Raw genomic sequence first — 22297 nt, forward strand, 5'->3', positions numbered from 1 at the left:
TGAAGTGGACCCCAAATTTTGGACAGGTGCCTAAGCTCTGATTCATCATCTCCATAAGGAGGAGAATCATGAGCAAGAAACGCAAGCAATACAGCGCATCATTCAAGTCCAAAGTCGCCCTGGCTGCCCTCAAGGGCGACCAGACCACATCCGAAATTGCTGCCCGTTTCCAGATCCACCCCACCATGGTCAGCACCTGGAAGCGCGAACTGCTGGAGAATGCCCCGGGCCTCTTCGAAGGCAAGAAGAAAGCCGGCAAGCAATCCGATGAGCCCAGCACAGACGAACTTTACCGAGAGATTGGCCGACTGACGGTGGAACGCGATTTTTTGTCGCGCAAGCTCGATCAGTAAGCCGTCAACAGCGGTTGGCGATGATCGAGCGTGGTCATCCCCAAGTCAGTCTTTCGCGCCAGTGTGAGCTGCTCAAGCTGAGCCGCTCATCGGTGTACTACGTCCCTCGTGAGCAGTGTCAGGAGGATCTGGATCTGATGTACCTGATTGATCAACAGCACCTGGAAACGCCGTACTATGGCTCTCGCAAGATGCGGGTCCACTTGCAGCACCAGGGCTATCGGGTCAACCGGAAGCGGGTGCAGCGGCTGATGCGCACCATGGGCATTCAGGCGGTGTATCCGCGCCCCAGAACCAGCATTCCGGGCGATGGGCACAAGGTGTACCCGTATCTGCTCACAGGGCTGAAAATCGACCGCCCCAACCAGGTGTGGGCAACAGATATTTCATATATCCCGCTGGCCCGGGGCTTCATGTATCTGGTTGCCATCATCGACTGGTACAGCCGCAAGGTGTTGTCCTGGCGAGTCTCCAACACCATGGACACAGACTTCTGCGTCGATGCACTGGAGGAGGCTCTACAGCGCCACGGAACACCGGAGGTCTTCAACACCGATCAGGGCGTCCAGTTCACCAGCGAGGCCTTCACAAGCGTTCTCAAAGAGCATGGCATCCGGATCAGCATGGACGGCAAAGGCTGCTACCATGACAACATCTTTGTGGAACGGCTCTGGCGCAGCGTCAAACACGAGTGCGTCTACCTCACTGCCTTCGAGGATGGCCGACACTTGAAGCAGGCGCTCCACCGGTACTTCCGGCATTACAATCAGACCCGGTACCACCAAACCCTTGATTACCAAACACCGGATGAGGTGTACTACCAACAACCCATGACCCTGGCAGCTTGAGCCGGGAATACAGCCGGATCAGAGCTTAACTGCACCTTCAGGCTGTCCAACTGATGGGGTCCACCTCAGTGCCGGACCCACAAAGGCCGACAATTATTAATCTTGTCATCGAAAATACAGGCAAAGGAGTAGCGCATGATGTTCGATTCGATTGCGCGCGTGATATCCCAGCGAGAGCCTTTGGTTTTGAAAACGCAGCTGTTCCAGAGTCAATGAAAGATGGCCCTCTCATTAATGGAATCCCTTCTTTTGGCCCAGGAGAAAGGCGCATTATCACTTGGGGCCAATACGGTGGCCTAAAAGCGGGGCTTGGCGATGAAGTTCTAGATATTTCGGCCGTTTACTTCAGCTCACCGCCTCTAAGGGTCAAGAAGCAAAAGCACCGGACAACATCACGTGTAGATATTCGTTCTTTTGAAGGCACCGATGCTTCTGATAGAAATTGGGAGAAGAAACAAGCCGAACAAATGGAGAAGATTGCCAAGGCTTTAACCTTCCTCACAGACAGAGGCGAAGGTGCACTGAAAGTAACGATCACACCTTCAGACAACCATGATGAAAAAATCTAACAATCGCAGGCACAGCGACGGCTTTTACATTGCGGCTTCGCCTCCATTCCAAAGCCGCGCGTGCTGCGGGCGTTATGGCTACAAGGAAGTCGAGTGAAGAAGAAGGTTTATCTATCCATTTTTGCTAGCCTAATTTTGGCAGTGTGCGTCAGCTCAATAGGCGGAGTTTTTGGCGAGGTACTGGTAGAGCACGTAAACACAGAGACCGCTGAATTGGCATTGGAGGGCAGGTCAATATCAGATCTTTCCCGAGAAGAAGCCAATGCATTGATGCGCTCTCCGGAATTTGTGGACCGCTTGGTCGCAGCTAAGAAAGAGGTATCTGACGAGTACTGGTGGTATTTCGGCGCGAACTTCGCCATCCAAATACTACTAATTCTCGTCATTTGCTTGGTTTGCGGAAAATTTGTAATTCATACGGTGGCCAAGCATGCGAGGCCATAACCAGGCGGTCAACCGGACGCCAAAAGCGTGGCGCTTTTGGTTCCCTCCGCTGGCGCTCCGGCGCCGGTTACCTCAGCGTTATGCAGGTTCCGATACAGAGAGTAAGAAATACTGACTATGACAATTAATTTTGACTTGGTAATTGAGACAACAGAAGACTCTGTCGACATGAAGGCTGGATTGGAGTCTATGCAAGGAGTATCGGACGCTCTTAGGTGTGTAGCCGAATCTGTCCTTACCGGAAAGACTCCTCAACGGCAGACCCACAAAAGCAAAGTTAGGACTTCTTTAAAAAAGAGCTTTAAAGGGTCATATGGCCAAGTGTTTAGTGTTGATATATATGATGACAAGTTGAACAAAAAGCTAAAAACAATTGGAAGGCCAGCTTTTGCTGAATTGATATCATATTTTATTAGTGAATCTCTTTACATTGAAGCGCGGCCTTTGTCTGCACGGGCGAAAAAAACACTTGATGAGCTTGGTGAGCAGTCTGAGTCGGTGGTCAATCAGCTCCGAGTCTCAGCCTTAGAAAACATACATCAAATATCTTTGAAGTTTAATCATGATATAAAGATAAGATACAGAAAAAGTAGAAATGATATTACAACCTTGGCAAACTTTAATAGAAATACGGCCAAATCGTTGGAGGCTAAAACATCTAATGAAACCGTTGATCTAAACGTTATAGTAACGAGACTAAATATCCACACAGGAAATGGACGGCTTCAAGTTGAAGGTCAAGATGAGACCGTGGCATTTGGCTTTGGGATCACATATAGAGATGTGAGATTAGAAGCTAAAAAGATTTTCTCAGAGAATCTGAATCATAATAATGGTCTAAAGCCAAGCGAGTGGCAGTATATAAAGATCTCAGCGTCCCCTGTAAGACTAAAAGATGGTAGGGTAGTTAAGCATATTGTTAAAGGTTTTTATGAAAATTAATGGATATATAGTCTCTGCTATAATTCTTATAGTTGTAGTTGTTGCTGTCTACTTTGTTAACTTTTACTTAGTTAATGGTTATCGTATATCCAGCGAATCAGCGGTTTGGTCAAGCTTCGGTGATTATTTTGGTGGAGTCCTTGGGCCGCTATTAAGTTTCTTATCCATAGTGCTTCTAATTAAGTCATTAACGCTTCAGAATGAGGCCAACCAAACACTTAAGGTAGAGTTAAAGAATAGCGAGAAAACTGAAAAGCTACGATCTTTCGAGGCGTTGTTTTTCAATATGATTGAGTCGCAAAAAACTTTGTTTGAGTCGTTTAGAGTAAAAATAAATGCGGATCAGGGGCAAGTGGTTTTTTCGGGCGCAGAAGCCGTTATAGCAGTCGAAGATGTGATAGAGGAGATTAGGGTCAGTGGTGGCGACGATCAAAAAGTTAAAAGTTTTCTTGAAGAAATAGATTCGAATGACCAACTTTTTGGTTTGACCAGGTGCTTCTATGTAATAGTAATGATGATAATAGAGAGGTTGACGAGCTCTGAGGGGTTTAGTTCTCAGGAACGGATGTATCACCTAAAGACGCTTGTTAACTTCACGAATTTCGCCCAGCTTCGTCTTGTATTTATTTGTATTCAATTCATGGATTTTGAGTCAACAAAATATTTGAAATCATCGATTGAGTTTCAAGACGTGATGAATGAGCTCGGTATGAATTTCGAGTTATATTGAGCCGTGAGGGTGTATTGCATAACAAGTGCAGGCACGGCGACGCCCACTACTTTGCGCCTTCGGCTCCATTCCGTGGGCGCGCATGCTGCAAGCGTTATGACTATTGAGGGATTTTTGTGGCGTTAATAGATTTTTTGAGAGAGCTAGATGAAGAGGTTCAAGCTGTAAACTCGTCTAGTTTTGAAGTTGAAATTATAGAAACTAACTTCGTTCCTTCATTCTCAGACGCAAGTATTACTTACGATAATCTCGATACGCAAAAGAAAAAATGTAAACTCCTTGAGAGCTGTGTTTTATACGTCGACATTCGCGGGTCTGCAAAAATTAGCGCTGAGAGAAGACCTAAAACTCTAGCTAAGATGTATTCCAGCTTCGTGAGGACAATGCTGGCATGTGCTCGTTATTACGGAGGTCACGTAAGGAATATTATTGGCGATAGGGTAATGGTTGTATTTGATAAGCAAGACTGTTTTACAAAAGCTGTAGATACTGCAGTTCTAATGAATAGCGTTTGTAAGCATATTCTGAATAATAGAATTAAATCATTTGAGTTTAGTGCTGGGATAGGCATTGATTATGGAAAGATGCTCATAACTAAGTCTGGCGCTATTAGGCAAGGTGATGAAAAGGAGTTTTACCGCAGTCTAGTATGGCTTGGAAAACCAGCCAATACAGCATCGCGACTTACAGATCTCGCCAATAAAACTGAAAATTATTCAATCCCTGCGATTCATCAAGGTAATTATTATCGGTATATAAAGGATTGGCATTGGCAATCTAAGCCCTACGAACAGTTTATTGATGATCTTGAGGGAACTAGCTCTAGAATGCTAAGACATAAAGACGAGAATTTTCATACGTTCTTTAAAACCACTATCTATCACAGTGAATCACATAGTCCAATACTAATGACTAAAGCTGTTTATGATGGTTATAAGTCATTTAATCCAAATGCGGACTCGATAAAGAACGGGTGGTTTTCCAAGAAATCCATTAACGTAAGGGATTATAGTGGTGATATTTACGGTGGTGATGTGATTAAAACTGCGGTGGAAAATATTTAGCTATGAACAAAGAAAGAATAGACGTGCTTGAAAGCACACTTAAACAAGTAGTTGATTGGCTAAAGTTCGCAGAGGCCAAAAACGGAGCTCTAGTCGCCGTTGGGTGTGCAACAGTTTTTGGAGTGCTGAGGCTTTATTCTTCCTTCTCAATGGAAAGCGCCTTAGTTGCATTTTATGTAGCGTCCTTCACCATATTTGTTTCTGCTGCGATAGTTTTATCACTTACTTCCTTTATACCTAGGGTAAACCCACCATTTTGGATAAAAATGCCAAGTAAAGAAGAAGTAGATAACCCCCTCTTTTTTGGCCATGCTTGCAAGTACAGTAAAAGAACGTACCTTGAGCTCTTTAATCGATATAGTGAGTTGGGCTCGCATAAAGAGTCCCAATTAGAGCTGGCTTTTTGTGACCAAATTGTAAATAACTCTAGGATATCGTTCATTAAGTACCGGGTGTTTAGTAGTGCTGTATTTTTGTTCTTAGCTGGTGTTTTGACCCCACTTGGAGCGCTAGTTTTGTATTGGGTGCGAGAATGAGCCATAACAAAGCACTGCTAATCAAAATTTACTCGCTGGCGCTCATAAATTTCCGCAGAGCGCGGCGTTATATAGGATTAATTACATGAAGTTGCGATATGACTCATTGGACTACTTTAAAACACCTGAAGATTTAATTTTTCGTCTTAGGCTCTGGACTGACCCTGCCTTTAAGAAAGCGCCTATATTGATGGCTTCACAGGCACGCGGTTGGAATGGTGTCTCAGTTGTTAACGCGTCGGAAGACATATATGGATATTTTATGTCACAGAATATTCTTGGCTCCATTCAGGCTGAGGATCAAGACGTAATAAGGAAATTAACTGGCTTCGATCTGTTAGGGATTCTTTCTAAGTTGCAGCAAAATTTCTCCAATGGTTTGTATAACTCGGGCGGAGTACACGATGAGCTTTCAGCACTAATGTGGTTGGGCCCCAAAGTCGGACCATGCTTAAGCGAAGCGAAAACACATATTGTTGATTATTACAGCGAATCCGAGGGCCTGTCGCAAGCTTTTGAGAATATGCTGTTTATTGAACATTACCCTTCTCAGGGAGGCTTAATTCAGGATTGGCTCACAAAAGAAAAATTCTTTGTCATCAGCTATAAAGAGGGACATAGGGATCAGCAGTGTATCGTGATGAGCCACCAAGCGATGGAACGTGAGTACGGCATCAAAAATATATAACAAGGCCAATCACGGCGACGCCTACTACATTGCGGCTTCGCCTCCATTTTGTAGCCGCGCATGTTGGCTGGCGTTAAATTTTTTGCCGCACCCTCGTAGACTATGTTGTAATACATTGTAGTAGCCAAACTCGAGGGTATAGTCATGAGCGTCACCACGGTTCGCCTTCAAGCAGAAGTTGAACAGCACCTGGAAGCAATTGCTGGCAGGTTGCACCGGAGCAAAGGTTGGGTAATTAACCAAGCATTATCGGAGTACATAGAAAAGCAGCAGCTGGAGCAAGAGCGCTGGAAACAGACCTTAGAAGCAATGGAGTCCGCTGCACAAGGCAAGGTTGTTGATGCCCGCGAGGTTCACAGCTGGCTTAATAGTTGGGGAACCGACAACGAGCAGGATGCACCGAGGTCAGGTAAGTGAAACTGGTTTACACGGACGAAGCCATTGAAGATTTACAGCGCCTCAGGGAGTTCATTGCAGTCCACAATCCATCGGCGGCAGCCCGGATCGCCACCGAACTGGTTGGCAAAATCGAATTGCTTCCTGATGTTCCCAAGATGGGCACACCAGTTGAAATGGCACCGGTGCCTGACTCTGTTCGAGATATGGTTTTCGGGAAATATGTCGTTCGATATTCGCTCCATCCCAGTGCCATCATCATTCTCCGGGTATGGCATGGCCTTGAAGGTGAGCGGTAGTAATTTAACCAGGCGCGTCACTCGGATGCCTTTGTCTCCGCTACGCTGCGACAAAGCCACCGGTGCGCTTCAGCGCAAAATTCTGGCTTGAACCAGATCTTGAGCTGTCCAAAAATTACGGATACAACCGGCAGCAACTGAAAGAAATCGAATTATTGGTGGAGGATCACCGAGATGAGCTTGTCAGCGCTTGGAAACAGCACTTCGGCAGTTGAGGTGACGAACATTTCTGCGCATGGCGTGTGGCTTCTGGCGCACGACCGAGAGTTTTTCATGCCCTACAACAGTTTTCCCTGGTTTAAGGAGCAGCCGGTCAGCGCAATTGTGAACGTTGAGGAACAATCTCCAGGCCACTTCTATTGGCCTGACCTTGATGTCGACCTGACGGAAGAAATTATAGAGCATCCCGAGAGGTTCCCGAACGTCGCTCACAGCACATAACCATCGCAGGCACGGCGACGTCTTTTCCATTGCGGCTTCGCCTCCATTCCAAAGCCGCGCATGCTGCGGGGCGTTATGTGGGGCGTTCGTCTTGACGTACGTACCCAGAGGCGTACACTTTGGTGAAAAGTTAAACACGCAAGAGGTGCGTCATGACTGGAATCACAGCAACTGAGGCGCGCAGCAACCTTTATCGGTTGATTGACGAGACCGCCGAGTCCCACCAACCAATCGTCATCATGGGTAAGCGGAACAAAGCTGTTCTGGTTTCCGAGGAAGACTGGTCTGCAATTCAGGAAACACTTTACCTGCTCTCCGTACCAGGTATGCGGGAGTCGATTCGTGAGGGGATGGATACCCCTGTAGATGAATGCGATGAGGAGCTGGACTGGTGACATGGAAGTTGGTTTACACCAAGCAAGCCCAGAAAGATGCAAAGAAGTTGGCCTTCAGGGGCCTCAAACCAAAAGCCCAGGAACTGTTAGCGCTGATAGCGGAAGATCCATACCGCAAGCCGCCTCCGATTGAGAAGCTCATTGGTGATCTTTCAGGGGCCTATTCACGCCGCATCAATATTCAGCATCGTCTGGTCTACCAAGTGCTCGAGGAGGAGCGAGTGGTGAAAGTTCTCAGGCTCTGGAGTCACTACGAATAAGGCATAGCCAGGCGCTGTTGCCGGACAAATTTTCCACCGCTTCGCGGCTCCAAAATTGGCGCAAAGCTTCGCGTTTTAGCTGTGATTGTCTCACTCGAAAAGTGATACTATAGTGTCACTATTAATTTGGATCAGGGTGAGTCCATGAAAGTTGAGCTGGTTACGAACCTCAAGCGCCAAGCCACAAAGATTCTGGCAGATCTGCACCTGACTAAAGAGCCGATACTGATCACGGAGCACGGTCAGCCATCCGCATACCTTGTTGATGTGCAAGATTACGAGTTTATGCAGCGCCGACTTGAGCTGCTTGAGGGGCTCTCACGAGGAGAGCTGGCTGTACTTGAGGGAAGAACGTACAGTCAAAGTGAGGCCAGGGAGAAAATGAGTAAATGGCTGAAGTAATCTGGACGGAGCCCGCCCTTCAAGAACTGGATGCGATCGCTGAGTACATTGCTCTGGATAATCCTGCAGCCGCAAGTCACCTGGTCCAGGAAGTTTTCGATAAGACCGGGCGTTTGGAAGATTTCCCCCAATCTGGACGGATTCCTCCAGAGCTCCCTGATTCAGTATACAGGGAGGTAGTGGTTCCTCCGTGTCGCATTTTTTATCGTGAGGATGATAAGCGAGTTCTCATTCTCTATGTCATGCGAGAGGAGCGACAGCTTCGGGCGTACATGCTTGGGAACAGCTAACCAGGCGCGGCACTCGGATGCCTTTTTCTCCGCTTCGCTAGGTCAAAGTCACCGGTGCGCCAGCACACTGCTGAGCCAGGCCTTTCAGCGCCCCTTAAACAAAGACCCCAACAACCCCCGCAAAATGCTCCGGGTCATCTCTCGCCCTGCGGTGCGGGCTACGCTTTTTGCCATGGTTTCAAAAACGCCCTGGCGCGACGATGTTCTTGCTCGCGCCGGGGCTTTTCGTTTGCTGGTTGGCGCTTTGTACATCCGGCTGTCATCAAGCGCTGCCTGTTCGGCTTCCCTGGCGGCTTGCTCAGCTCGTTCTTTCAGTTTCTCGTAGGCGGATTCACGGTCAATGGTGGTGTTGTACCTTGGGCCAAACTCGCTGGCATTGATGATTTGCCTGCGTTCTTCGGCCGTGGCCGGGCCCAGGCGGGAGGAGGGCGGTCGGATCAGTGTCTGGCCCACTATCGATGGCATGCCTTTGGCGTCCAGGGTGGATACCAGGGCTTCGCCGATACCCAGTTCGGTGATGACTTTTTCAGTATCCAGATTCGGGTTTTGCCGGAAGGTGGAGGCGGCAGAGCGAACGGCTTTCTGGTCTCGGGGGGTAAAGGCTCTGAGTGCATGTTGTACACGGTTGCCCAGCTGGCCCAGCACGGTGTCCGGGATGTCTGTGGGGTTCTGGGAGACAAAATAAACACCCACACCCTTGGAGCGGACCAGCCGAACTACCTGTTCCACCTTCTGCAGGAGCGCTTTCGGGGCATCATCAAACAACAAGTGTGCTTCGTCGAAAAAGAATACGAGTTTGGGTTTGTCGGGGTCGCCCACTTCCGGTAACTCTTCAAACAATTCGGCAAGCAACCAGAGCAGTATGGTGGCATACAGTCGTGGGCGTTGGATCAACTGGTCTGCTGCCAGCAGGTTAATGTGCCCGTGGCCTGCTGCGTCGCAGCGCATGAGGTCTGCCAGTTCCAGTGCGGGCTCACCGAAAAACCGGTCTCCGCCTTCTTGCTCAAGTTGAAGTAACCGGCGCTGTATGGCGCCCACAGAGGATTTGCTGACGTTGCCGTAGATTGCCGTAAGCTCTTGTGACTGCTCGGCTACGAAGGTCATCAGGGCTCGCAGGTCTTTCAGGTCCAGCAGGGCCATGCCGTGCTCGTCCGCCACTTTGAACGCGATGTTCAGAACGCCTTCCTGGGTGTCGTTCAGTTCCAGCAGGCGAGACAGTAAAAGTGGCCCCATATCTGAAATGGTGGCCCGCATGGGGTGGCCTTCAACGCCGAATACATCCCAGAAAACCGTGGGGAAACCATTGAAGGTGTAGGGTTCAAGGCCTATCTTCTCTGCACGCTTGAGCAGCGCAGGCTTGGGCGTGCCGGGCTGGGAGATGCCAGACAAGTCGCCTTTTACATCGGCCATGAACACCGGCACACCCTGGGCGGAAAAGCCTTCCGCCAGAATCTGCAGGGTGACGGTTTTGCCGGTACCTGTGGCGCCGGCAATCAGGCCATGACGGTTAGCACGGCTTAGCAGCAGGCTCTGAACGTGACTGCCATTACCTATGAATACGGAATTCTCCGGCACCGGGTGCACCTCGTTGGTTATTGGACAAATTTGTTGGCGGTAATAAGGCAAGCTTAGCTTAAGATGTGTTTGTTGATGGAGGTACAAGAACTATCAGTATGGTCGATAAATGGAGTACACGGCGGAAGGGCGATTATGAGCTCCGGCTGACTCGTACGGTGAACACGCCCGGACGGCATTCGGTTGAGCTGTATCTTTTTATCCCGCCAGAAACCACGCTTTCTGCCCGAACGCTTTCAGAGCAGCAGTTCTTCTTCGGCTCTGTTGCCCACAGTTTTGGGTTGATGGGTTTGCAGGGTGGCGACAGGGCCGTCAAGAATGATGAGTCCTTTGCCCTGCTATCCCCGTACTTCGAAATCGCCAACAGTTCCTGGTTGCTTCGGTACAAGGCGTCCATGGGTCGGTTGCGAGGGCAGTTGAACAATACCGACACGCCGGGCGAGACCATTGCGCGCGCCCTGCGGCTCAGCCAGGCTTTCGCGCAACGCATGCGTGAGACTCAGCCCTCGCGGGACCGCCAGAAGCGGTATCTGCGCCAGATGGACATTTACTTTTCCTGGTTCGCGGAGCAGTTCTTCCTCGAATGCATGACCCGCGACAGCTTTTCCGAACTGGACGAGGCGCTCCGCCAGAGCATTACGGATTTTCTCCAGCAGGAGCGAACCCATCGTAAAGAGCAGGATTACCTGCGTGATTTTCAGGGCACGCCCACCGCGCTTTGGAATCGTATGAGCCTCTACGACCGGTTGCTGGAGTACCCCATCTCGCTACGGCCAAAAGTTGCCGAACTCGGCTCCGGTACGCGCAAGCTGGTGAAGGCCGCCACCACAATGTTCATCATGTCGATACTGACCTACATGCTGTTTAACGTGCGCAATGCCAGCGAAACGCTTTCCATCACGTTGTTGCTGGTTATCGCGTTGATGTACGGCGTTCGTGACATGGTGCGCGAAGACATGATCAACGTGATTACCCGCCGGTTACGCCGGGGCAAGCCCCGTTGGCGGATTCGCCTGCGAATGCCTTACACCAGGCAGCAGGTGGCCAGGCAGCTGGTGTGGGTGGATTATCGGAATCTCTCGGATTTGCCGCAGGTGGTCGCCAGTGCCATCGGACGCTCGGCCAACAACGATGATGCACAAGTTATCTGTTACCGGTCTCTGCTCAAACCGGACAAAGACACCCTGGAACACGATGAGATCAGGGAGCGTATAACGCTGGATTTCGAAGCTCTGTGTGAAATGATCAAGGTGAGTCGGGATCGACTGTATGTGTGTGAGGAGGATGAAGAGTTCGGGCTTTCGGTACAGGTTCATCCGATCGAGAGGCAGCAGGACTTCCATTTGTTGCTGGTGTCTGAGCAGCCGGGGCAGGATCACTCATTGGCCCAGCTGTGGCGCCTGCGGCTGGGTAACAGCGGCATTGTGCAGAGCAAAAACAAGGATCCAGCCTGGCCCAGCCCTGAAGAGCAGATGAAGCGCAGTTGGTGGGATCGGATCACGGCTGTGTTCAAGAAAAACTAGGTTGCGAAATCCCGGGGGGGTGCCTGTGCGTTATCGCACCCGAACCCGGCTGCCGTCACTCAAACCACGCCCCGGGTGCCGCACCACCGTATCGCCTTCGGAAAGGCCGCCGGTTATAACGGTACTCAGGCCATTGCTCTCTGCCGCTTCCACTTTCGTCAGCCTTGCCGCGTCGTCCCGCACCAGAAATACCGCGTGCCCGCCGTCATGGCGAAACAGGGCAGAGGCGGGGATTTGCAGGCTGTTGTCGGATTGCCAGAGGATGAATTCGGCATCTACCCGATAGCCGTCGCCCAGCAGTTTCCACTGGTCGTAGGGGCTGACCATATCGGCAATCACTTTAACTCGCTGCTCTTCCACGCCCAGGGCAGATACGTCTTCAAAGCCGATGGGCTCCACGCGCCGCACTACGGCATCCAGCGCCGGGCCGCCCCAGCCGGTCAGGCGGGTTGCCAGGCCGGGCTCCAGTTTGGTGGCATCAAAGCTGAGCACGTCGATCACCACTTCCAGGGCACTGGGGTCGCCCACCTCCAGGATGGCTTCACCGGCCTGGATCACACCTTCACTTTTGCGGACGATGTTGAGTAGTGCTCCGGTAACTGGTGAGCGGACGGCCACTTGTTCGGCCGGCTGGCCTGCGTTTTGCCCGCTATCTGAAACCTGCAGCCGGGTTCTTGCGGCGGCCAGTTCGTGTTCGGCGACTTCTTCATCGAATTTTGTCGAACGCAGAATGGCTGCTGCCCGGGTGGCGGTGGTTTCGGCCTGCTGCAGCTGTTCGCCGGAGATAAAGCGGGAGGCCGCAAGGGACTGCAGGCGTTGGTACTCCTGTCGTGCGAAATCGTATTCGGCCTGGGCAGCGGCCACTTTCTGGCGAATGGATTGCAGCGCGGAGGCCGCGGCGGCGGCTCGGGCTTCGGCTTCAGCCCGGGTGCGAGCGTCCAGGATGCTGGCGGGCATGGGGTCTATCCGGGTCAGTAGCTGGCCGGGGCTGACCGGGTCGCCCACATCCATCTGCACCCGGTGCAGGTAACCGGTGACCGGTGCGGAGATCTGGTAGCGGTCTTTTACCCGGGTTTTGCCTTCCTCGCGGATGGTGACTTCCATCGGGCCCGGTTCTGCGGTGGCCAGGTCTACCCACTCGGGTTCCGGGCGCAAAATGAAGAAAAACACGGCAGCCACCAGCAAGGCAATGATGATCCAGAAGATCCATTTTCCCGGTGCGTTTGCGTGTGTGGCCATAGTGTTTCTCTTAAAGGGTTGTGGGTTATTCCCGGGTTTTCAGTACCGCGACTAGGTCCAGTTTACGGAGTCTTAGCCAGGTAATGAAACCCGACAGCAAGGCAGAGGCAATCACCACATTGGCAGCCAGTGCCAGGGTTCTGGGCGTGATGATCAGCGGCACCCGGTACAGCTCGGTTTGCAGGGCGGTGACCACCAGTTGACCCAGGCCAAGGCCGATGGCCCAGCCGAGCGGTATGCCTATGATCAGCAGGATGGCCAGTTCACCCAGCAGAATGTGCGACACCTCATTGTGGCTGTAACCCAGCACCCGCAGGCTGGCGAGGTCCCGCCCGCGCTCGGCCAGGGATATCCGGGCCGTGTTGTAGATTACGCCAAAGGCAATAATGCCCCCCAGCAGGCTGATCACGAAGGTGTAGGTGAGGAAGGTGCGGGCCAGGGTCTCGAAAAAGCTGTCCAGCATGGCCTGGCGCAGGTTGGTGCCGGCTACTTTGGGGGTATCGCGCAGATCCCGGTATACGGTGTCCGCCAGGTTTGCCTCAAGGTTCAGCAGTACCTGGTTGACCAGCGGGCCTTCGCCCAGGGCCCGGTTCATGGCCGCCAGGTTCATGTAAGCGCCAACACCGAGAAACTCGCTGGTGGTGCCGGCCACCGGAATGGTCAGGGTAGGGCGCTTGCCTTCCAGCACCCGCACAACCAGCTGGTCGCCCGGTGTCACTTCCAGGGCCTGGGCCAGGTAATCGGTCAGCAGCAAACCTGCTGGCGGCATGGCTACGTTGTTCAGCTGGCGGTCTACCACAAACTGCAGTTCAGCCTGTTCCGGCAGGCCGGTCAGTGCCGTGCGCCAGCTGCGGTGGCCGTTCACCAGTTCCACAGCCACCTGGCGCCGGCCTTCGGTATACAGTACGCCCGGTTGCCGGGCCATGCCGTAGAGGGCGGTCTGATTGACCGGGTCGGTCAGGGTAACCGTCAGGTCCTGCTTCTGTACCCGGGCAAACTGGGTATGCACCATCAGTGATACCGAGCTGAACTGGAAATTACCCACCACCACAATGGCGGTGGCCATGGCGATTCCGGCAACAGACAGCGCGGTACGGCCGGGCCGGCGGGCCAGTTGCCGGACAATCATGCGAGAGGGTTGCCGCAACCGCATCCAGGACAATAACCGTTCGGGCAACGTTATCCGGAACTTTGCCGGGCCCTCCGGTTGCATGGCCTCGGCTGGCGGCAGGGCTGCGGCGTTACGGATAGAGCGCCAGCCGCCAAGCCAGGCGGCGGCCAGGCTGGCAGCGGCCAGAATCAGGATCCACATCGGGCTGATCCGGAACAGCAATTCGGGAAAACGGTAAAACTCCATGTACAGCCCACCCAGCATCCGCCCCAGCCAAAGGCCGGCGACGGTGCCGATCAGCAGGCCGGCCAGGGCAATGGCGATGACCAGCTGGCTGTAGTGCCAGCCAATCTGTCGGTTGCTGTAACCAAAGGCCTTAAGTATGGCGATCACTTCCCGCTGGGTACTGATCAACCGGCCCACCACCACATTGAGCAAGAACATGGCCACGCCCATAAAAATGGCGGGGAAGATCAGGGCCATGGCCTTCAGTTGTTCCAGCTCATCACTTAGAAAGCGATGAGAGAACTGGTCGGCCCGGGCGTAGGCCCCGGTGCTGCCATAGCGGTCCAGCAGGCGGTCGAGCCGGTTAATGACGTCTTTCACGGGCCGATCTGGTGCGGTTTTCAGAACCAGGCTGTTGAAGGCCCCTTCCATATCCATGGCCGGCGCCAGCCCCGCCTGCGACATCCAGAGCACACCGAAGCGCTGGTAATCCGGCAGCATGCCGCCGGGGGGAATTACGTAAACGAATTCCGGCGATTCGGCGATGCCGACAATGGTGAGTGTTTGCCTGCGGCCATTGATGATGGCGGTCAGCTGAGCATCCAGTTGCAGGTTATGAGCATCGGCAAAGCTGCCGATGATGGTTACCTCATCAGTGCGGCTGGCATCCGGTAACCGGCCCTGGCGCAGGTAGAGCTGGTTTACATCTGGCTGGCCGGTTTCCGGAACCGAGATCAGGTGCGCGGACACCGGCTCCTGAAAGCCAGCCACTTCCAGTTTTGCACCACCTTCCACACGGCCGCTCAGCCGGGTAACACCCGGTATGTCCGCAACCTGCTGTAACAGGTGGCGAGGGGCCCGCTTCAGCGACACGAACACATCGGCAAACTGGTGTTGCTGGTAGTACTGGCCACGGGTGGCGTTCAGGGAAGCGTAGTTCACCAGCGACAGCAGGCACACGGCAATGCCACCGGCAATTACCAGCGCAATGGCCAGCAACTGCCCCCGCATCTGCCAGATTTCCCGGCGCAGTTTGGTGTGCAGAATGCTGGGGTGAAAAGGGAACACGGCGTTACCAGCTCAGGGTGCGCGGGTCTTGCCGCGTTGGGTTGCGGTGTTCGCCACTGATCTGGCCGTCGGAGAGGGTGATTACCCGGTCGGCCATCTGAGCAATGGAGGCGTTGTGGGTGATGATCACCGTGGTGGTGCCGGTTTCCCGGTTGGCTTTTTCGAGCGCGGCCAGCACCAGAATACCCGTGGCAGAATCGAGTGCGCCGGTGGGTTCGTCGCACAGTAAAACGTTGGGTTGTTTGGCGATGGCCCGGGCGATGGCAACCCGCTGTTGTTCGCCACCGGACAGCTGTGCCGGGAAATGATCGGCCCGGTTGGCCAGCCCCACCAACTCGAGGGCTGCATCCGGCTCCATGGGGTTACGGGCGATCTCGGTGACGGCGACCACGTTTTCCCGGGCAGTCAGGCTCGGGATCAGGTTGTAGAACTGGAACACGAAACCGACGTAGTCCCTGCGGTAACGGGTGAGTTGCTTGTCGGTGGCCCGGGCAAGGTCTGTGTCCTGATACCTCACCTCACCGCTGGTGGGCACATCCAGGCCGCCAAGAATGTTCAGCAGGGTGGATTTGCCAGAGCCGGATGCACCCAGCATCACCACCAGTTCGCCGGGGTAAAGATCTAGGTCCACGCCGCGCAGGGCATGTACTTCTACCTCGCCCTGATGGTAGGTCTTGGTCAGGCCGGCGGTGTGGAAAACGGGGGTGTCCGGGAGTGAGGCGGGCTTCATGGTTCCTTCCGGTGTAAGCCATTGTTTGTAGAGCCGAGTATAGTTCATGGGTGCTTTCCTGTGCCGGATTCAGTTACAGTCATGCCACGCATCTTTCAACGTAAAGGGGAGAAACAACTGATGAGCGATCCGACCTACACGCCACCGAAAGTCTGGAAATGGGAGCAGGGTAACGGCGGCAGGTTTGCCAGCATCAACCGCCCGATTGCCGGTGCCACCCACGATAAAGACCTGCCGGTGGGCGAGCATCCGTTCCAGCTGTATTCCCTGGCAACGCCCAACGGTGTTAAAGCCACCATCATGTTTGAGGAGTTGCTGGAGAAAGGCATCAAGGAAGCGGAATACGATGCCTGGCTGATCCAGATTATGGAAGGTGACCAGTTCAGTAGCGGTTTTGTGGAGGTTAACCCCAACTCCAAGATCCCCGCGTTGCTGGATCGCAGTGAAGACCCGGCCGTGCGGGTATTCGAATCCGGTTCTATCCTGTTCTATCTGGCGGAGAAGTTTGGTGCCTTCCTGCCAACGGACCGTGCCCGGCGTGCAGAAACCATGAACTGGCTGTTCTGGCAGATGGCCAGCGCACCGATTCTGGGTGGTGGATTCGGGCATTTCTATGCCTATGCCCCGGATAAATACGAGTACCCCATCAACCGCTACACCATGGAGGTGAAGCGCCAGCTGGATGTGCTGGATCGCCAGCTGGCGGATAACCAGTACATCGCCGGTGACGAGTACACCATCGCCGATATGGCGGTGTGGCCCTGGTATGGCTCGCTGGTGAAGAATACCGTGTATGAGGCCGCCGAATTCCTGGAAGCCCATACTTATACCAACGTACTGCGCTGGACGAATGAACTGGCCAAGCGCCCGGCAGTGCAGCGTGGCCGCATGGTGAACCGTGCCTGGGGCGAGTTGTCCTCCCAGCTGCACGAGCGCCACGATGCGAGCGATTTTGACTTACGCACCCAGGATAAACTCGAAGGCAAGCAATCTTAAGGAGCAAGAATGGCTGTACCTGCGGCGTTAACCGAGGACCAGATTTACCACCGCTGTCCGCCTGAAAAGCTGGATTTCGACACCACGGATGCATTGGAAGACCTGGAACTGCCATTCGGGCAGGACCGTGTGCTCCGGGCACTGGAGTTCGGCGCCAGTATGGCCGCCAGTGGCTTCAACCTGTTTGTGCTGGGCCCCTCGGGCGCCGGCAAGCATGAACTGGTGAAGCGGTTTCTGGCCACCCACGCCGCAGGCAAGCCGGTGCCGTCTGACTGGTGCCATGTATTTAACTTCCAGCAGTCAGACAAACCTGGCGCTATCGAGTTGCCACCGGGCGAGGGTCGCAAGTTCAAAAGCGACATGAACGACCTGGCCAACGAGCTGAAAACTGCCATTCCCGCTACCTTCGAGAGCGAGGAATACCAGGCCCGGATTCAGGAGCTCCAGGAAGAAGTCACCCGGCGCCAGCAAAAAGGCCTGTTTGCCATTCAGGAAGAGGCCAACGCCAACAATATTGCCATGATCACTACGCCCGCCGGCTTTACCTTTGCGCCCATGCGCAATGGCGAAGTCATCGAGCCCGAGGAGTACAAGAAACTCTCTGATGAAGAGAAAGAGCTTGTCGAAGCCAAGGTGGAAGACCTGCAGAAGAAGCTGCAGCAGGCGATTCAGCAGGTTCCCCGGTTGCGCAAGGAAGTGCGGGAACGGATACATCAGCTCAATGAAGAGATGATGCAGCTCACGCTTGGCGGTCCCATTGGCGAACTGCGTGAGAAATGGAGCCATATTCCGGCGGTGGTCGCCCACCTGGATTCGGTGCGGGAAGACGTGGTTGAGCACGCTGAGGCCTTCCAGGATAACGAAAATGGCGCGCCTGCCGGGTTGCTGAACCGGTATCGGGTGAACCTGCTGGTCGACAATGCAGAAACCCGGGGCGCCCCGGTGGTCTATGAAGACCTTCCCAACCATCAACACCTGACCGGGCAGATCGAACACCGGGCCCACCAGGGCAACCTGTACACAGATTTCACCCTGATCCGGGCCGGCTCTTTGCACCGGGCTAATGGTGGTTACCTGATCCTGGATGCCCGCCGCATCCTCACCCAGCCACTGGCCTGGGAGAGCCTGAAGCGGATTCTGTTCTCCGGTGAAATCCGCATTGAGTCGCTGGAGCGCTTGTATGGCCTGGCGACCACCGTCAGCCAGCAGCCGGAGCCGATCCCCCTGAACGTGAAGGTGGTTCTGGTGGGTGACCGGATGTTGTATTACCTGTTGTCCCACTACGACCCGGACTTCCTGGACCTGTTCAAGGTGGAAGCCGATTTTGAAGACGACCTGGACCGGGACGAACAGAGCTATCCGCTGTATGCCCGGGTGATTGCCACCATGGCGCGGTCGTCCGGCATCCGTGCGCTGGACCGTGCGGCCGTTGCCCGGGTAATCGAGCATGCGAGCCGGCTGGCCAGTGACCAGAAAAAGCTCACCGCACACGATCGCGTGCTGAAAGACTTGCTCAGCGAGGCCGACCACTGGGCTTCCCAGGCCCGTAGCGCCCGCATTGAAGTGATTCACGTGCAGCAGGCCATTGATGAGCGGGAATACCGGGCCAGCCGTATCCGTGAGCGCAGCCTGGAGCAGATTCGCCGGGGCGTGATGATGATTGCCACCGAAGGCGAACAGGCAGCACAGATTAATGGCTTGTCGGTTCTGCAGATTGGCGCTACCCGCTTCGGCCAGCCCACCCGCATAACCGCGACGGCCCGCCCCGGCAAAGGCCAGGTGGTGGATATCGAGCGGGAAGCCAAGCTTGGCGGACCCATTCACAGCAAGGCGGTGATGATCCTGTCCCGCTTCCTGGCCAACCGCTATGCGCCTCTGGGCGAGTTGTCGTTGTCGGCCAGCCTGGCTTTTGAGCAGTCCTACGGTGGCGTGGAAGGGGATTCGGCGTCGGTGGCGGAAACCTGCGTGTTGCTGTCGGCGATTACCGGCGTTCCCCTGAAGCAATCACTGGCCGTAACCGGTTCCATGAACCAGCACGGCGAGGTTCAGGCCGTGGGCGGTGTAAACGAAAAAATCGAAGGCTTCTTCAATGTGTGCACACAAGCCAGGGGCGTGAATGGTCATGGCGCCCTGTTGCCGGCCGGCAACGTGGAACACCTGATGCTCAATGAACAGGTTCGTGACGCCGTGCGGGAAGGACGGTTCACCATCTATCCGCTCAGCCACATCGACCAGGCCATTGAGCTGATGACCGGTATGGAAGCCGGTGTTCCCGATGCTGATGGCGTTTACCCGGAGAACACGTTCAACCGGCTGGTGGCGGATCGGCTGGCGGAGTTTGCCGAAGTTGGCAAGAAGAAAGACGACGGCAAGGAGAACGGCAACGGAGGCAATGGCAATGGCAACAACGGCGACGACTGACAAACCGGACATACCAGCGGGCCGGGTATTGATCTTGTTGGATGGTTCGCGCCTGAGCCTTGCCGCGCTGGAAGCTGCCGGAGAGATTGCCTCGGCCCGTAATGCAGAGGTTCTGGGCATCTTTGTGGAAGAGGTTAACCTGCTGCGCACGGCGGGGTATGGCTTTGCCCGGGAAGTGGGCGGCAGTTCCGGCCTGGCCCGCCCGCTGGATTCAGCTGCAATCGAGGCCCGCATGCAGGCACTGGCAGAGGCGGCCCGCCGTTCATTGCAACAGGCGATGGCTCGTCGCGGCCTGGCCCAGACCCTGAAGCTGTGCCGGGGCCGTGTAGCGGAAGAGGTTTTGAACCTGGTGCAGCCGCAAGACCTGGTGGTACTGGGTCGGGTTGGCTGGTCCGGTATTCCCGGAGCCCGGTTGGGTTCAACGGCCCGGGTTCTGCTGCGGCAGGCTCCGGGCGATGTGTTGCTGTGGGCGGAGCCCCGAGTGCAGCGCCAGAACCGCATGGTAGTTCTGCTCAATCATGATCAGGGTGCCAATCACCGGGCAGTGCTTGTGGGAGCCGAGCTGGCGCGGCGCAGTCATCAACCGTTGAGCGTGTTACTGCGTACCGGTTCCGAGGCAGATCAGTCGGTAGCCGAAGATATCCTGGCGTACCTGCAGAGTGAGGGCATTGCGGCGCGGGTTCGGCAGATACCGGCCGCCAGTGCCGGTGCTGCCGTGCGGGCCATGCAGGAGGAGGGGGCCAGCCAGCTGGTGGTCAGCCGCAGTTGCAGCCTGTTCGCCGATCAGGGCGCGGAGGCCCTGTTGTCGGCCCTGAACCTGCCGGTTACGGTAACGCCCTGACCGGAAGTGCAGCGATCAGGCATTCTTGCGATTGCCGGCATCGTTCAGTACCTGCTCGATTTCCTCGGATTCCATGGTTTCCCGTTCCATCACCGCCTTGGCCAGGGCATCCAGTTCTTTGCGGTGCTCAGTCAGAAAGGCGACGGTAAAACGTTCCAGGTCCATCAGCTGGGTCTGGATTTCGGAATCGATCATTTCCGCAAGCTTTTCGCTGTATTCCCGGGGTGCGCCCATTTCGCGGCCGAGGAATACATGCTCTTCACCAATGCCGAGTCCCAGGGGGCCCACCTTTTCGCTCATACCCCACTGGCCGATCATCCGGCGCAACAGTTTGGTGGCTTCTTTCAGGTCGTTCTGGGCACCGGTGCTGACTTCCCCGTAAATGATTTTCTCCGCAGAGCGGCCACCCAGCATCACCTTGATGCGATCCCGAAGGTAGCTTTCGGTGTAGTTGTATTTGTCTTCCCGGGGTGTCTGTTCAGTAACGCCCATGGCCATGCCGTGAGGGATGATGGTCACCTTGGTGAGCGGGTCGGCTTTGGGCATGTAATACGCCATTAGCGCGTGGCCGCATTCGTGGTAGGCCACCACTTCGCGTTCTTCCGGGGTCAGCTGGGCGTCCCGCTCTTCGCCAAGGATGATTCTGTCGCGGGCTACTTCGAAGCAGTGCGCGGTGACCTCATCCAGGTTTTCCCGGGCTGCAGTCAGGGCGGCTTCGTTCACCAGGTTTTTAAGATCCGCACCGGAGAATCCGGTGGTGCGGGCGGCCAGTTGTGCCAGGTTTACGTCGCCGGCCAGGGGCACCTTGCGCACGTGGACTTTCAGGATGGCTTCCCGGGCATCTTTGTGGGGGCGGTCCAGGGTGATTTTCCGGTCAAACCGGCCGGGGCGCAGCAGGGCGCTGTCGAGCACATCCGGACGGTTGGTCGCTGCCAGCACCAGGACGTTCTCGTGGGCCTCGAAACCGTCCATTTCGGTCAGGATCTGATTCAGGGTCTGCTCCCGCTCATCATGGCCACCACCGAGGCCTGCACCCCGGGAGCGGCCGATGGCATCCAGTTCGTCGATAAAGATCAGGGCAGGGGCTTCCTTGCGGGCATTCTGGAACATATCCCGCACCCGGGCGGCACCCACGCCCACGAACATTTCGATGAATTCCGAGGCACTGATGCTGAAAAACGGCACTTCGGCTTCACCGGCAATGGCCCGGGCCAGCAGGGTTTTACCGGTGCCCGGCGGGCCCACCAGCAATACGCCCTTGGGCATAACGGCGCCCAGCCGGCGGTATTTCTCCGGGGTTTTCAGGAAGTCGATAATCTCGGAGATGTCCCGCTTGGCCGACTCGATGCCGGCTACGTCATCCAGCGTGGTGGTCGAGGTTTCCTTGCGGGCCCTGCGGGCCTTTGACTTGGCATAGTCGAAGGGGCTGTTGCCGCCGGTCATGCGTTTCTGGGCCGCGCCCCAGAACCAGAACATCAGTGCCAGCAGCAATATCCAGGGCAGGAACCCGAGAATCAGCTCCTGCCACCAGGGCCTGCCAGAGCGGGCTCCGCGAATGGTGACTTCCTGCCGTTCCAGCAAGGCCAGCAGCTCCGTGTCTTCAACCGGCGGGCGCACGGTGATAAAGCTGCGCGACGCCGGGCCGGTATCAGAGCTGAACTGGCTGCTGCCGGAGTCTGTAAACTGGCCACGGATTTCCTCGTTCTGCAGAGTCACTTCCGAGACCTGGCCACTCAACACGGCTTCCTTGAACTCGGAGTAGGCCAGTTCCTGCTGTTGCGGCTGGCCGCTGTCCTGTAGCCACAGGAACATCAGGAAGATGGCCGCGCTTAACCACAAAAATGACAGCTGGTTAGGTACGGCCGGTGGTGGCGTCTGGTCTTGTCCTTGCTTTTCAGGTTCCATTACTAC

The 22297-nt window shown here is 54.9% G+C and carries 25 protein-coding genes; 20 read left to right on the forward strand and 5 right to left on the reverse strand.

Going from position 1 to position 22297, the window contains the following annotated elements:
• The first annotated feature begins 68 nt into the window (after window positions 1-68).
• From AQ621_RS04470 to AQ621_RS04540, 16 genes are all read left to right on the forward strand, one after another.
• Window positions 69-1201 (forward strand): IS3 family transposase gene (locus AQ621_RS04470; protein WP_145840233.1). Its coding sequence is split into 2 segments (ribosomal slippage): window positions 69-339 and window positions 339-1201, totalling 1134 coding nucleotides; the frame shifts between segments, so codons are not numbered across the junction.
• Between the two features lie 53 nt (window positions 1202-1254).
• Complete coding sequence (locus AQ621_RS04475; RefSeq protein ID WP_145840246.1) at window positions 1255-1770, forward strand: hypothetical protein; 516 nt, start codon at window positions 1255-1257, stop codon at window positions 1768-1770.
• A 93-nt stretch (window positions 1771-1863) separates the two neighbouring features.
• Window positions 1864-2214, forward strand: a complete 351-nt coding sequence (locus tag AQ621_RS04480) for a hypothetical protein (protein ID WP_058340461.1) — start codon at window positions 1864-1866, stop codon at window positions 2212-2214.
• Between the two features lie 117 nt (window positions 2215-2331).
• Window positions 2332-3156, forward strand: a complete 825-nt coding sequence (locus tag AQ621_RS04485) for a hypothetical protein (protein WP_058340462.1) — start codon at window positions 2332-2334, stop codon at window positions 3154-3156.
• On the forward strand, window positions 3146-3886 hold the full coding sequence (locus AQ621_RS04490; protein WP_058340463.1) for a hypothetical protein: 741 nt from the start codon (window positions 3146-3148) through the stop codon (window positions 3884-3886). Before AQ621_RS04485 ends, AQ621_RS04490 begins: the two co-directional genes overlap by 11 nt.
• Window positions 3887-4002: 116 nt before the next feature.
• Complete coding sequence (locus AQ621_RS04495; protein ID WP_058340464.1) at window positions 4003-4950, forward strand: adenylate/guanylate cyclase domain-containing protein; 948 nt, start codon at window positions 4003-4005, stop codon at window positions 4948-4950.
• A 2-nt stretch (window positions 4951-4952) separates the two neighbouring features.
• Complete coding sequence (locus AQ621_RS04500) at window positions 4953-5486, forward strand: Pycsar system effector family protein (RefSeq protein WP_058340465.1); 534 nt, start codon at window positions 4953-4955, stop codon at window positions 5484-5486.
• 85 nt (window positions 5487-5571) lie between these two features.
• The gene (locus AQ621_RS04505; protein ID WP_058340466.1) at window positions 5572-6174 is read left to right on the forward strand and encodes a hypothetical protein; all 603 of its coding nucleotides are present in this window, start codon (window positions 5572-5574) and stop codon (window positions 6172-6174) included.
• 144 nt (window positions 6175-6318) lie between these two features.
• Window positions 6319-6591: a CopG family ribbon-helix-helix protein gene (locus tag AQ621_RS04510; RefSeq protein ID WP_022989998.1), complete on the forward strand. Its 273-nt coding sequence runs from the start codon at window positions 6319-6321 to the stop codon at window positions 6589-6591.
• The gene (locus tag AQ621_RS04515) at window positions 6588-6869 is read left to right on the forward strand and encodes a type II toxin-antitoxin system RelE/ParE family toxin (protein WP_058340467.1); all 282 of its coding nucleotides are present in this window, start codon (window positions 6588-6590) and stop codon (window positions 6867-6869) included. Before AQ621_RS04510 ends, AQ621_RS04515 begins: the two co-directional genes overlap by 4 nt.
• Window positions 6870-6931: 62 nt before the next feature.
• Window positions 6932-7084 carry a DUF4160 domain-containing protein gene (locus AQ621_RS17235; RefSeq protein ID WP_082640896.1) on the forward strand — a complete coding sequence of 51 codons (153 nt, stop codon included), beginning with the start codon at window positions 6932-6934 and terminating at the stop codon, window positions 7082-7084.
• Complete coding sequence (locus tag AQ621_RS04520; protein ID WP_058340468.1) at window positions 7044-7310, forward strand: DUF2442 domain-containing protein; 267 nt, start codon at window positions 7044-7046, stop codon at window positions 7308-7310. The genes AQ621_RS17235 and AQ621_RS04520 overlap by 41 nt, the downstream gene beginning before the upstream one ends.
• A 152-nt stretch (window positions 7311-7462) precedes the next feature.
• Window positions 7463-7705, forward strand: coding sequence for a type II toxin-antitoxin system Phd/YefM family antitoxin (locus AQ621_RS04525; protein WP_058092928.1), 243 nt, complete (start codon window positions 7463-7465; stop codon window positions 7703-7705).
• Complete coding sequence (locus AQ621_RS04530; RefSeq protein WP_058340469.1) at window positions 7702-7965, forward strand: Txe/YoeB family addiction module toxin; 264 nt, start codon at window positions 7702-7704, stop codon at window positions 7963-7965. The genes AQ621_RS04525 and AQ621_RS04530 overlap by 4 nt, the downstream gene beginning before the upstream one ends.
• Before the next feature lie 144 nt (window positions 7966-8109).
• On the forward strand, window positions 8110-8367 hold the full coding sequence (locus tag AQ621_RS04535) for a type II toxin-antitoxin system Phd/YefM family antitoxin (RefSeq protein WP_022990007.1): 258 nt from the start codon (window positions 8110-8112) through the stop codon (window positions 8365-8367).
• The gene (locus tag AQ621_RS04540) at window positions 8355-8657 is read left to right on the forward strand and encodes a type II toxin-antitoxin system RelE/ParE family toxin (RefSeq protein WP_058340470.1); all 303 of its coding nucleotides are present in this window, start codon (window positions 8355-8357) and stop codon (window positions 8655-8657) included. Before AQ621_RS04535 ends, AQ621_RS04540 begins: the two co-directional genes overlap by 13 nt.
• Before the next feature lie 84 nt (window positions 8658-8741).
• Here the strand turns inward: AQ621_RS04540 and AQ621_RS04545 are convergent, their stop codons facing one another.
• The gene (locus AQ621_RS04545; RefSeq protein ID WP_058340471.1) at window positions 8742-10232 is read right to left on the reverse strand and encodes a helicase HerA-like domain-containing protein; all 1491 of its coding nucleotides are present in this window, start codon (window positions 10230-10232) and stop codon (window positions 8742-8744) included.
• Window positions 10233-10330: 98 nt separating this feature from the next.
• Here AQ621_RS04545 and AQ621_RS04550 point away from each other — a divergent pair, with 98 nt between their 5' ends.
• Window positions 10331-11755, forward strand: coding sequence for a hypothetical protein (locus AQ621_RS04550; RefSeq protein ID WP_058340472.1), 1425 nt, complete (start codon window positions 10331-10333; stop codon window positions 11753-11755).
• A 30-nt stretch (window positions 11756-11785) separates the two neighbouring features.
• Here the strand turns inward: AQ621_RS04550 and AQ621_RS04555 are convergent, their stop codons facing one another.
• Genes AQ621_RS04555 through AQ621_RS04565 form a run of 3 tightly spaced genes read right to left on the reverse strand, consistent with a single transcriptional unit; the run spans window position 11786 to window position 16128 of the window.
• Window positions 11786-12994: an efflux RND transporter periplasmic adaptor subunit gene (locus AQ621_RS04555; protein WP_058340473.1), complete on the reverse strand. Its 1209-nt coding sequence runs from the start codon at window positions 12992-12994 to the stop codon at window positions 11786-11788.
• 25 nt (window positions 12995-13019) lie between these two features.
• Window positions 13020-15398 carry an ABC transporter permease gene (locus AQ621_RS04560; protein WP_227508235.1) on the reverse strand — a complete coding sequence of 793 codons (2379 nt, stop codon included), beginning with the start codon at window positions 15396-15398 and terminating at the stop codon, window positions 13020-13022.
• A 4-nt stretch (window positions 15399-15402) separates the two neighbouring features.
• Window positions 15403-16128, reverse strand: a complete 726-nt coding sequence (locus tag AQ621_RS04565; protein ID WP_058340587.1) for an ABC transporter ATP-binding protein — start codon at window positions 16126-16128, stop codon at window positions 15403-15405.
• Between the two features lie 120 nt (window positions 16129-16248).
• Between AQ621_RS04565 and yghU the strand changes: the two genes are divergently transcribed.
• From yghU to AQ621_RS04580, 3 genes are read left to right on the forward strand one after another with little or no spacing between them, the layout of a single operon-like run.
• Entirely contained in the window at window positions 16249-17124 is an 876-nt protein-coding gene (yghU, locus tag AQ621_RS04570) for a glutathione-dependent disulfide-bond oxidoreductase (RefSeq protein ID WP_058340474.1), read from the forward strand.
• A gap of 9 nt (window positions 17125-17133) precedes the next feature.
• A complete protein-coding gene (locus AQ621_RS04575; RefSeq protein ID WP_058340475.1) occupies window positions 17134-19545 on the forward strand; it encodes a Lon protease family protein in 2412 nt (803 codons plus the stop codon).
• Entirely contained in the window at window positions 19523-20386 is an 864-nt protein-coding gene (locus tag AQ621_RS04580; RefSeq protein WP_173637031.1) for a universal stress protein, read from the forward strand. The genes AQ621_RS04575 and AQ621_RS04580 overlap by 23 nt, the downstream gene beginning before the upstream one ends.
• A 15-nt stretch (window positions 20387-20401) precedes the next feature.
• Here AQ621_RS04580 and ftsH read toward each other — a convergent pair whose 3' ends face one another.
• Window positions 20402-22291, reverse strand: coding sequence for an ATP-dependent zinc metalloprotease FtsH (gene ftsH / locus AQ621_RS04585; protein ID WP_058340477.1), 1890 nt, complete (start codon window positions 22289-22291; stop codon window positions 20402-20404).
• Window positions 22292-22297: the final 6 nt, after the last annotated feature.

Source organism: Marinobacter sp. P4B1, from assembly GCF_001447135.1.
GTDB classification, from domain to species: Bacteria; Pseudomonadota; Gammaproteobacteria; order Pseudomonadales; family Oleiphilaceae; genus Marinobacter; species Marinobacter vinifirmus.

What these genes read in the sequence shown, in the direction of transcription:
- AQ621_RS04475 (WP_145840246.1), top strand. Translation starts at nt 1,255, where the DNA reads ATGGGGTCCACCTCAGTGCCGGACCCACAAAGGCCGACAATTATTAAT.
- AQ621_RS04485 (WP_058340462.1), top strand. Translation starts at nt 2,332, where the DNA reads ATGACAATTAATTTTGACTTGGTAATTGAGACAACAGAAGACTCTGTC.
- AQ621_RS04490 (WP_058340463.1), top strand. Translation starts at nt 3,146, where the DNA reads ATGAAAATTAATGGATATATAGTCTCTGCTATAATTCTTATAGTTGTA.
- AQ621_RS04500 (WP_058340465.1), top strand. Translation starts at nt 4,953, where the DNA reads ATGAACAAAGAAAGAATAGACGTGCTTGAAAGCACACTTAAACAAGTA.
- AQ621_RS04505 (WP_058340466.1), top strand. Translation starts at nt 5,572, where the DNA reads ATGAAGTTGCGATATGACTCATTGGACTACTTTAAAACACCTGAAGAT.
- AQ621_RS04510 (WP_022989998.1), top strand. Translation starts at nt 6,319, where the DNA reads ATGAGCGTCACCACGGTTCGCCTTCAAGCAGAAGTTGAACAGCACCTG.
- AQ621_RS04520 (WP_058340468.1), top strand. Translation starts at nt 7,044, where the DNA reads ATGAGCTTGTCAGCGCTTGGAAACAGCACTTCGGCAGTTGAGGTGACG.
- AQ621_RS04525 (WP_058092928.1), top strand. Translation starts at nt 7,463, where the DNA reads ATGACTGGAATCACAGCAACTGAGGCGCGCAGCAACCTTTATCGGTTG.
- AQ621_RS04535 (WP_022990007.1), top strand. Translation starts at nt 8,110, where the DNA reads ATGAAAGTTGAGCTGGTTACGAACCTCAAGCGCCAAGCCACAAAGATT.
- AQ621_RS04540 (WP_058340470.1), top strand. Translation starts at nt 8,355, where the DNA reads ATGGCTGAAGTAATCTGGACGGAGCCCGCCCTTCAAGAACTGGATGCG.
- AQ621_RS04550 (WP_058340472.1), top strand. Translation starts at nt 10,331, where the DNA reads ATGGTCGATAAATGGAGTACACGGCGGAAGGGCGATTATGAGCTCCGG.
- AQ621_RS04555 (WP_058340473.1), bottom strand. Translation starts at nt 12,994, where the DNA reads ATGGCCACACACGCAAACGCACCGGGAAAATGGATCTTCTGGATCATC.
- AQ621_RS04565 (WP_058340587.1), bottom strand. Translation starts at nt 16,128, where the DNA reads ATGAAGCCCGCCTCACTCCCGGACACCCCCGTTTTCCACACCGCCGGC.
- yghU (WP_058340474.1), top strand. Translation starts at nt 16,249, where the DNA reads ATGAGCGATCCGACCTACACGCCACCGAAAGTCTGGAAATGGGAGCAG.
- AQ621_RS04575 (WP_058340475.1), top strand. Translation starts at nt 17,134, where the DNA reads ATGGCTGTACCTGCGGCGTTAACCGAGGACCAGATTTACCACCGCTGT.
- AQ621_RS04580 (WP_173637031.1), top strand. Translation starts at nt 19,523, where the DNA reads ATGGCAACAACGGCGACGACTGACAAACCGGACATACCAGCGGGCCGG.
- ftsH (WP_058340477.1), bottom strand. Translation starts at nt 22,291, where the DNA reads ATGGAACCTGAAAAGCAAGGACAAGACCAGACGCCACCACCGGCCGTA.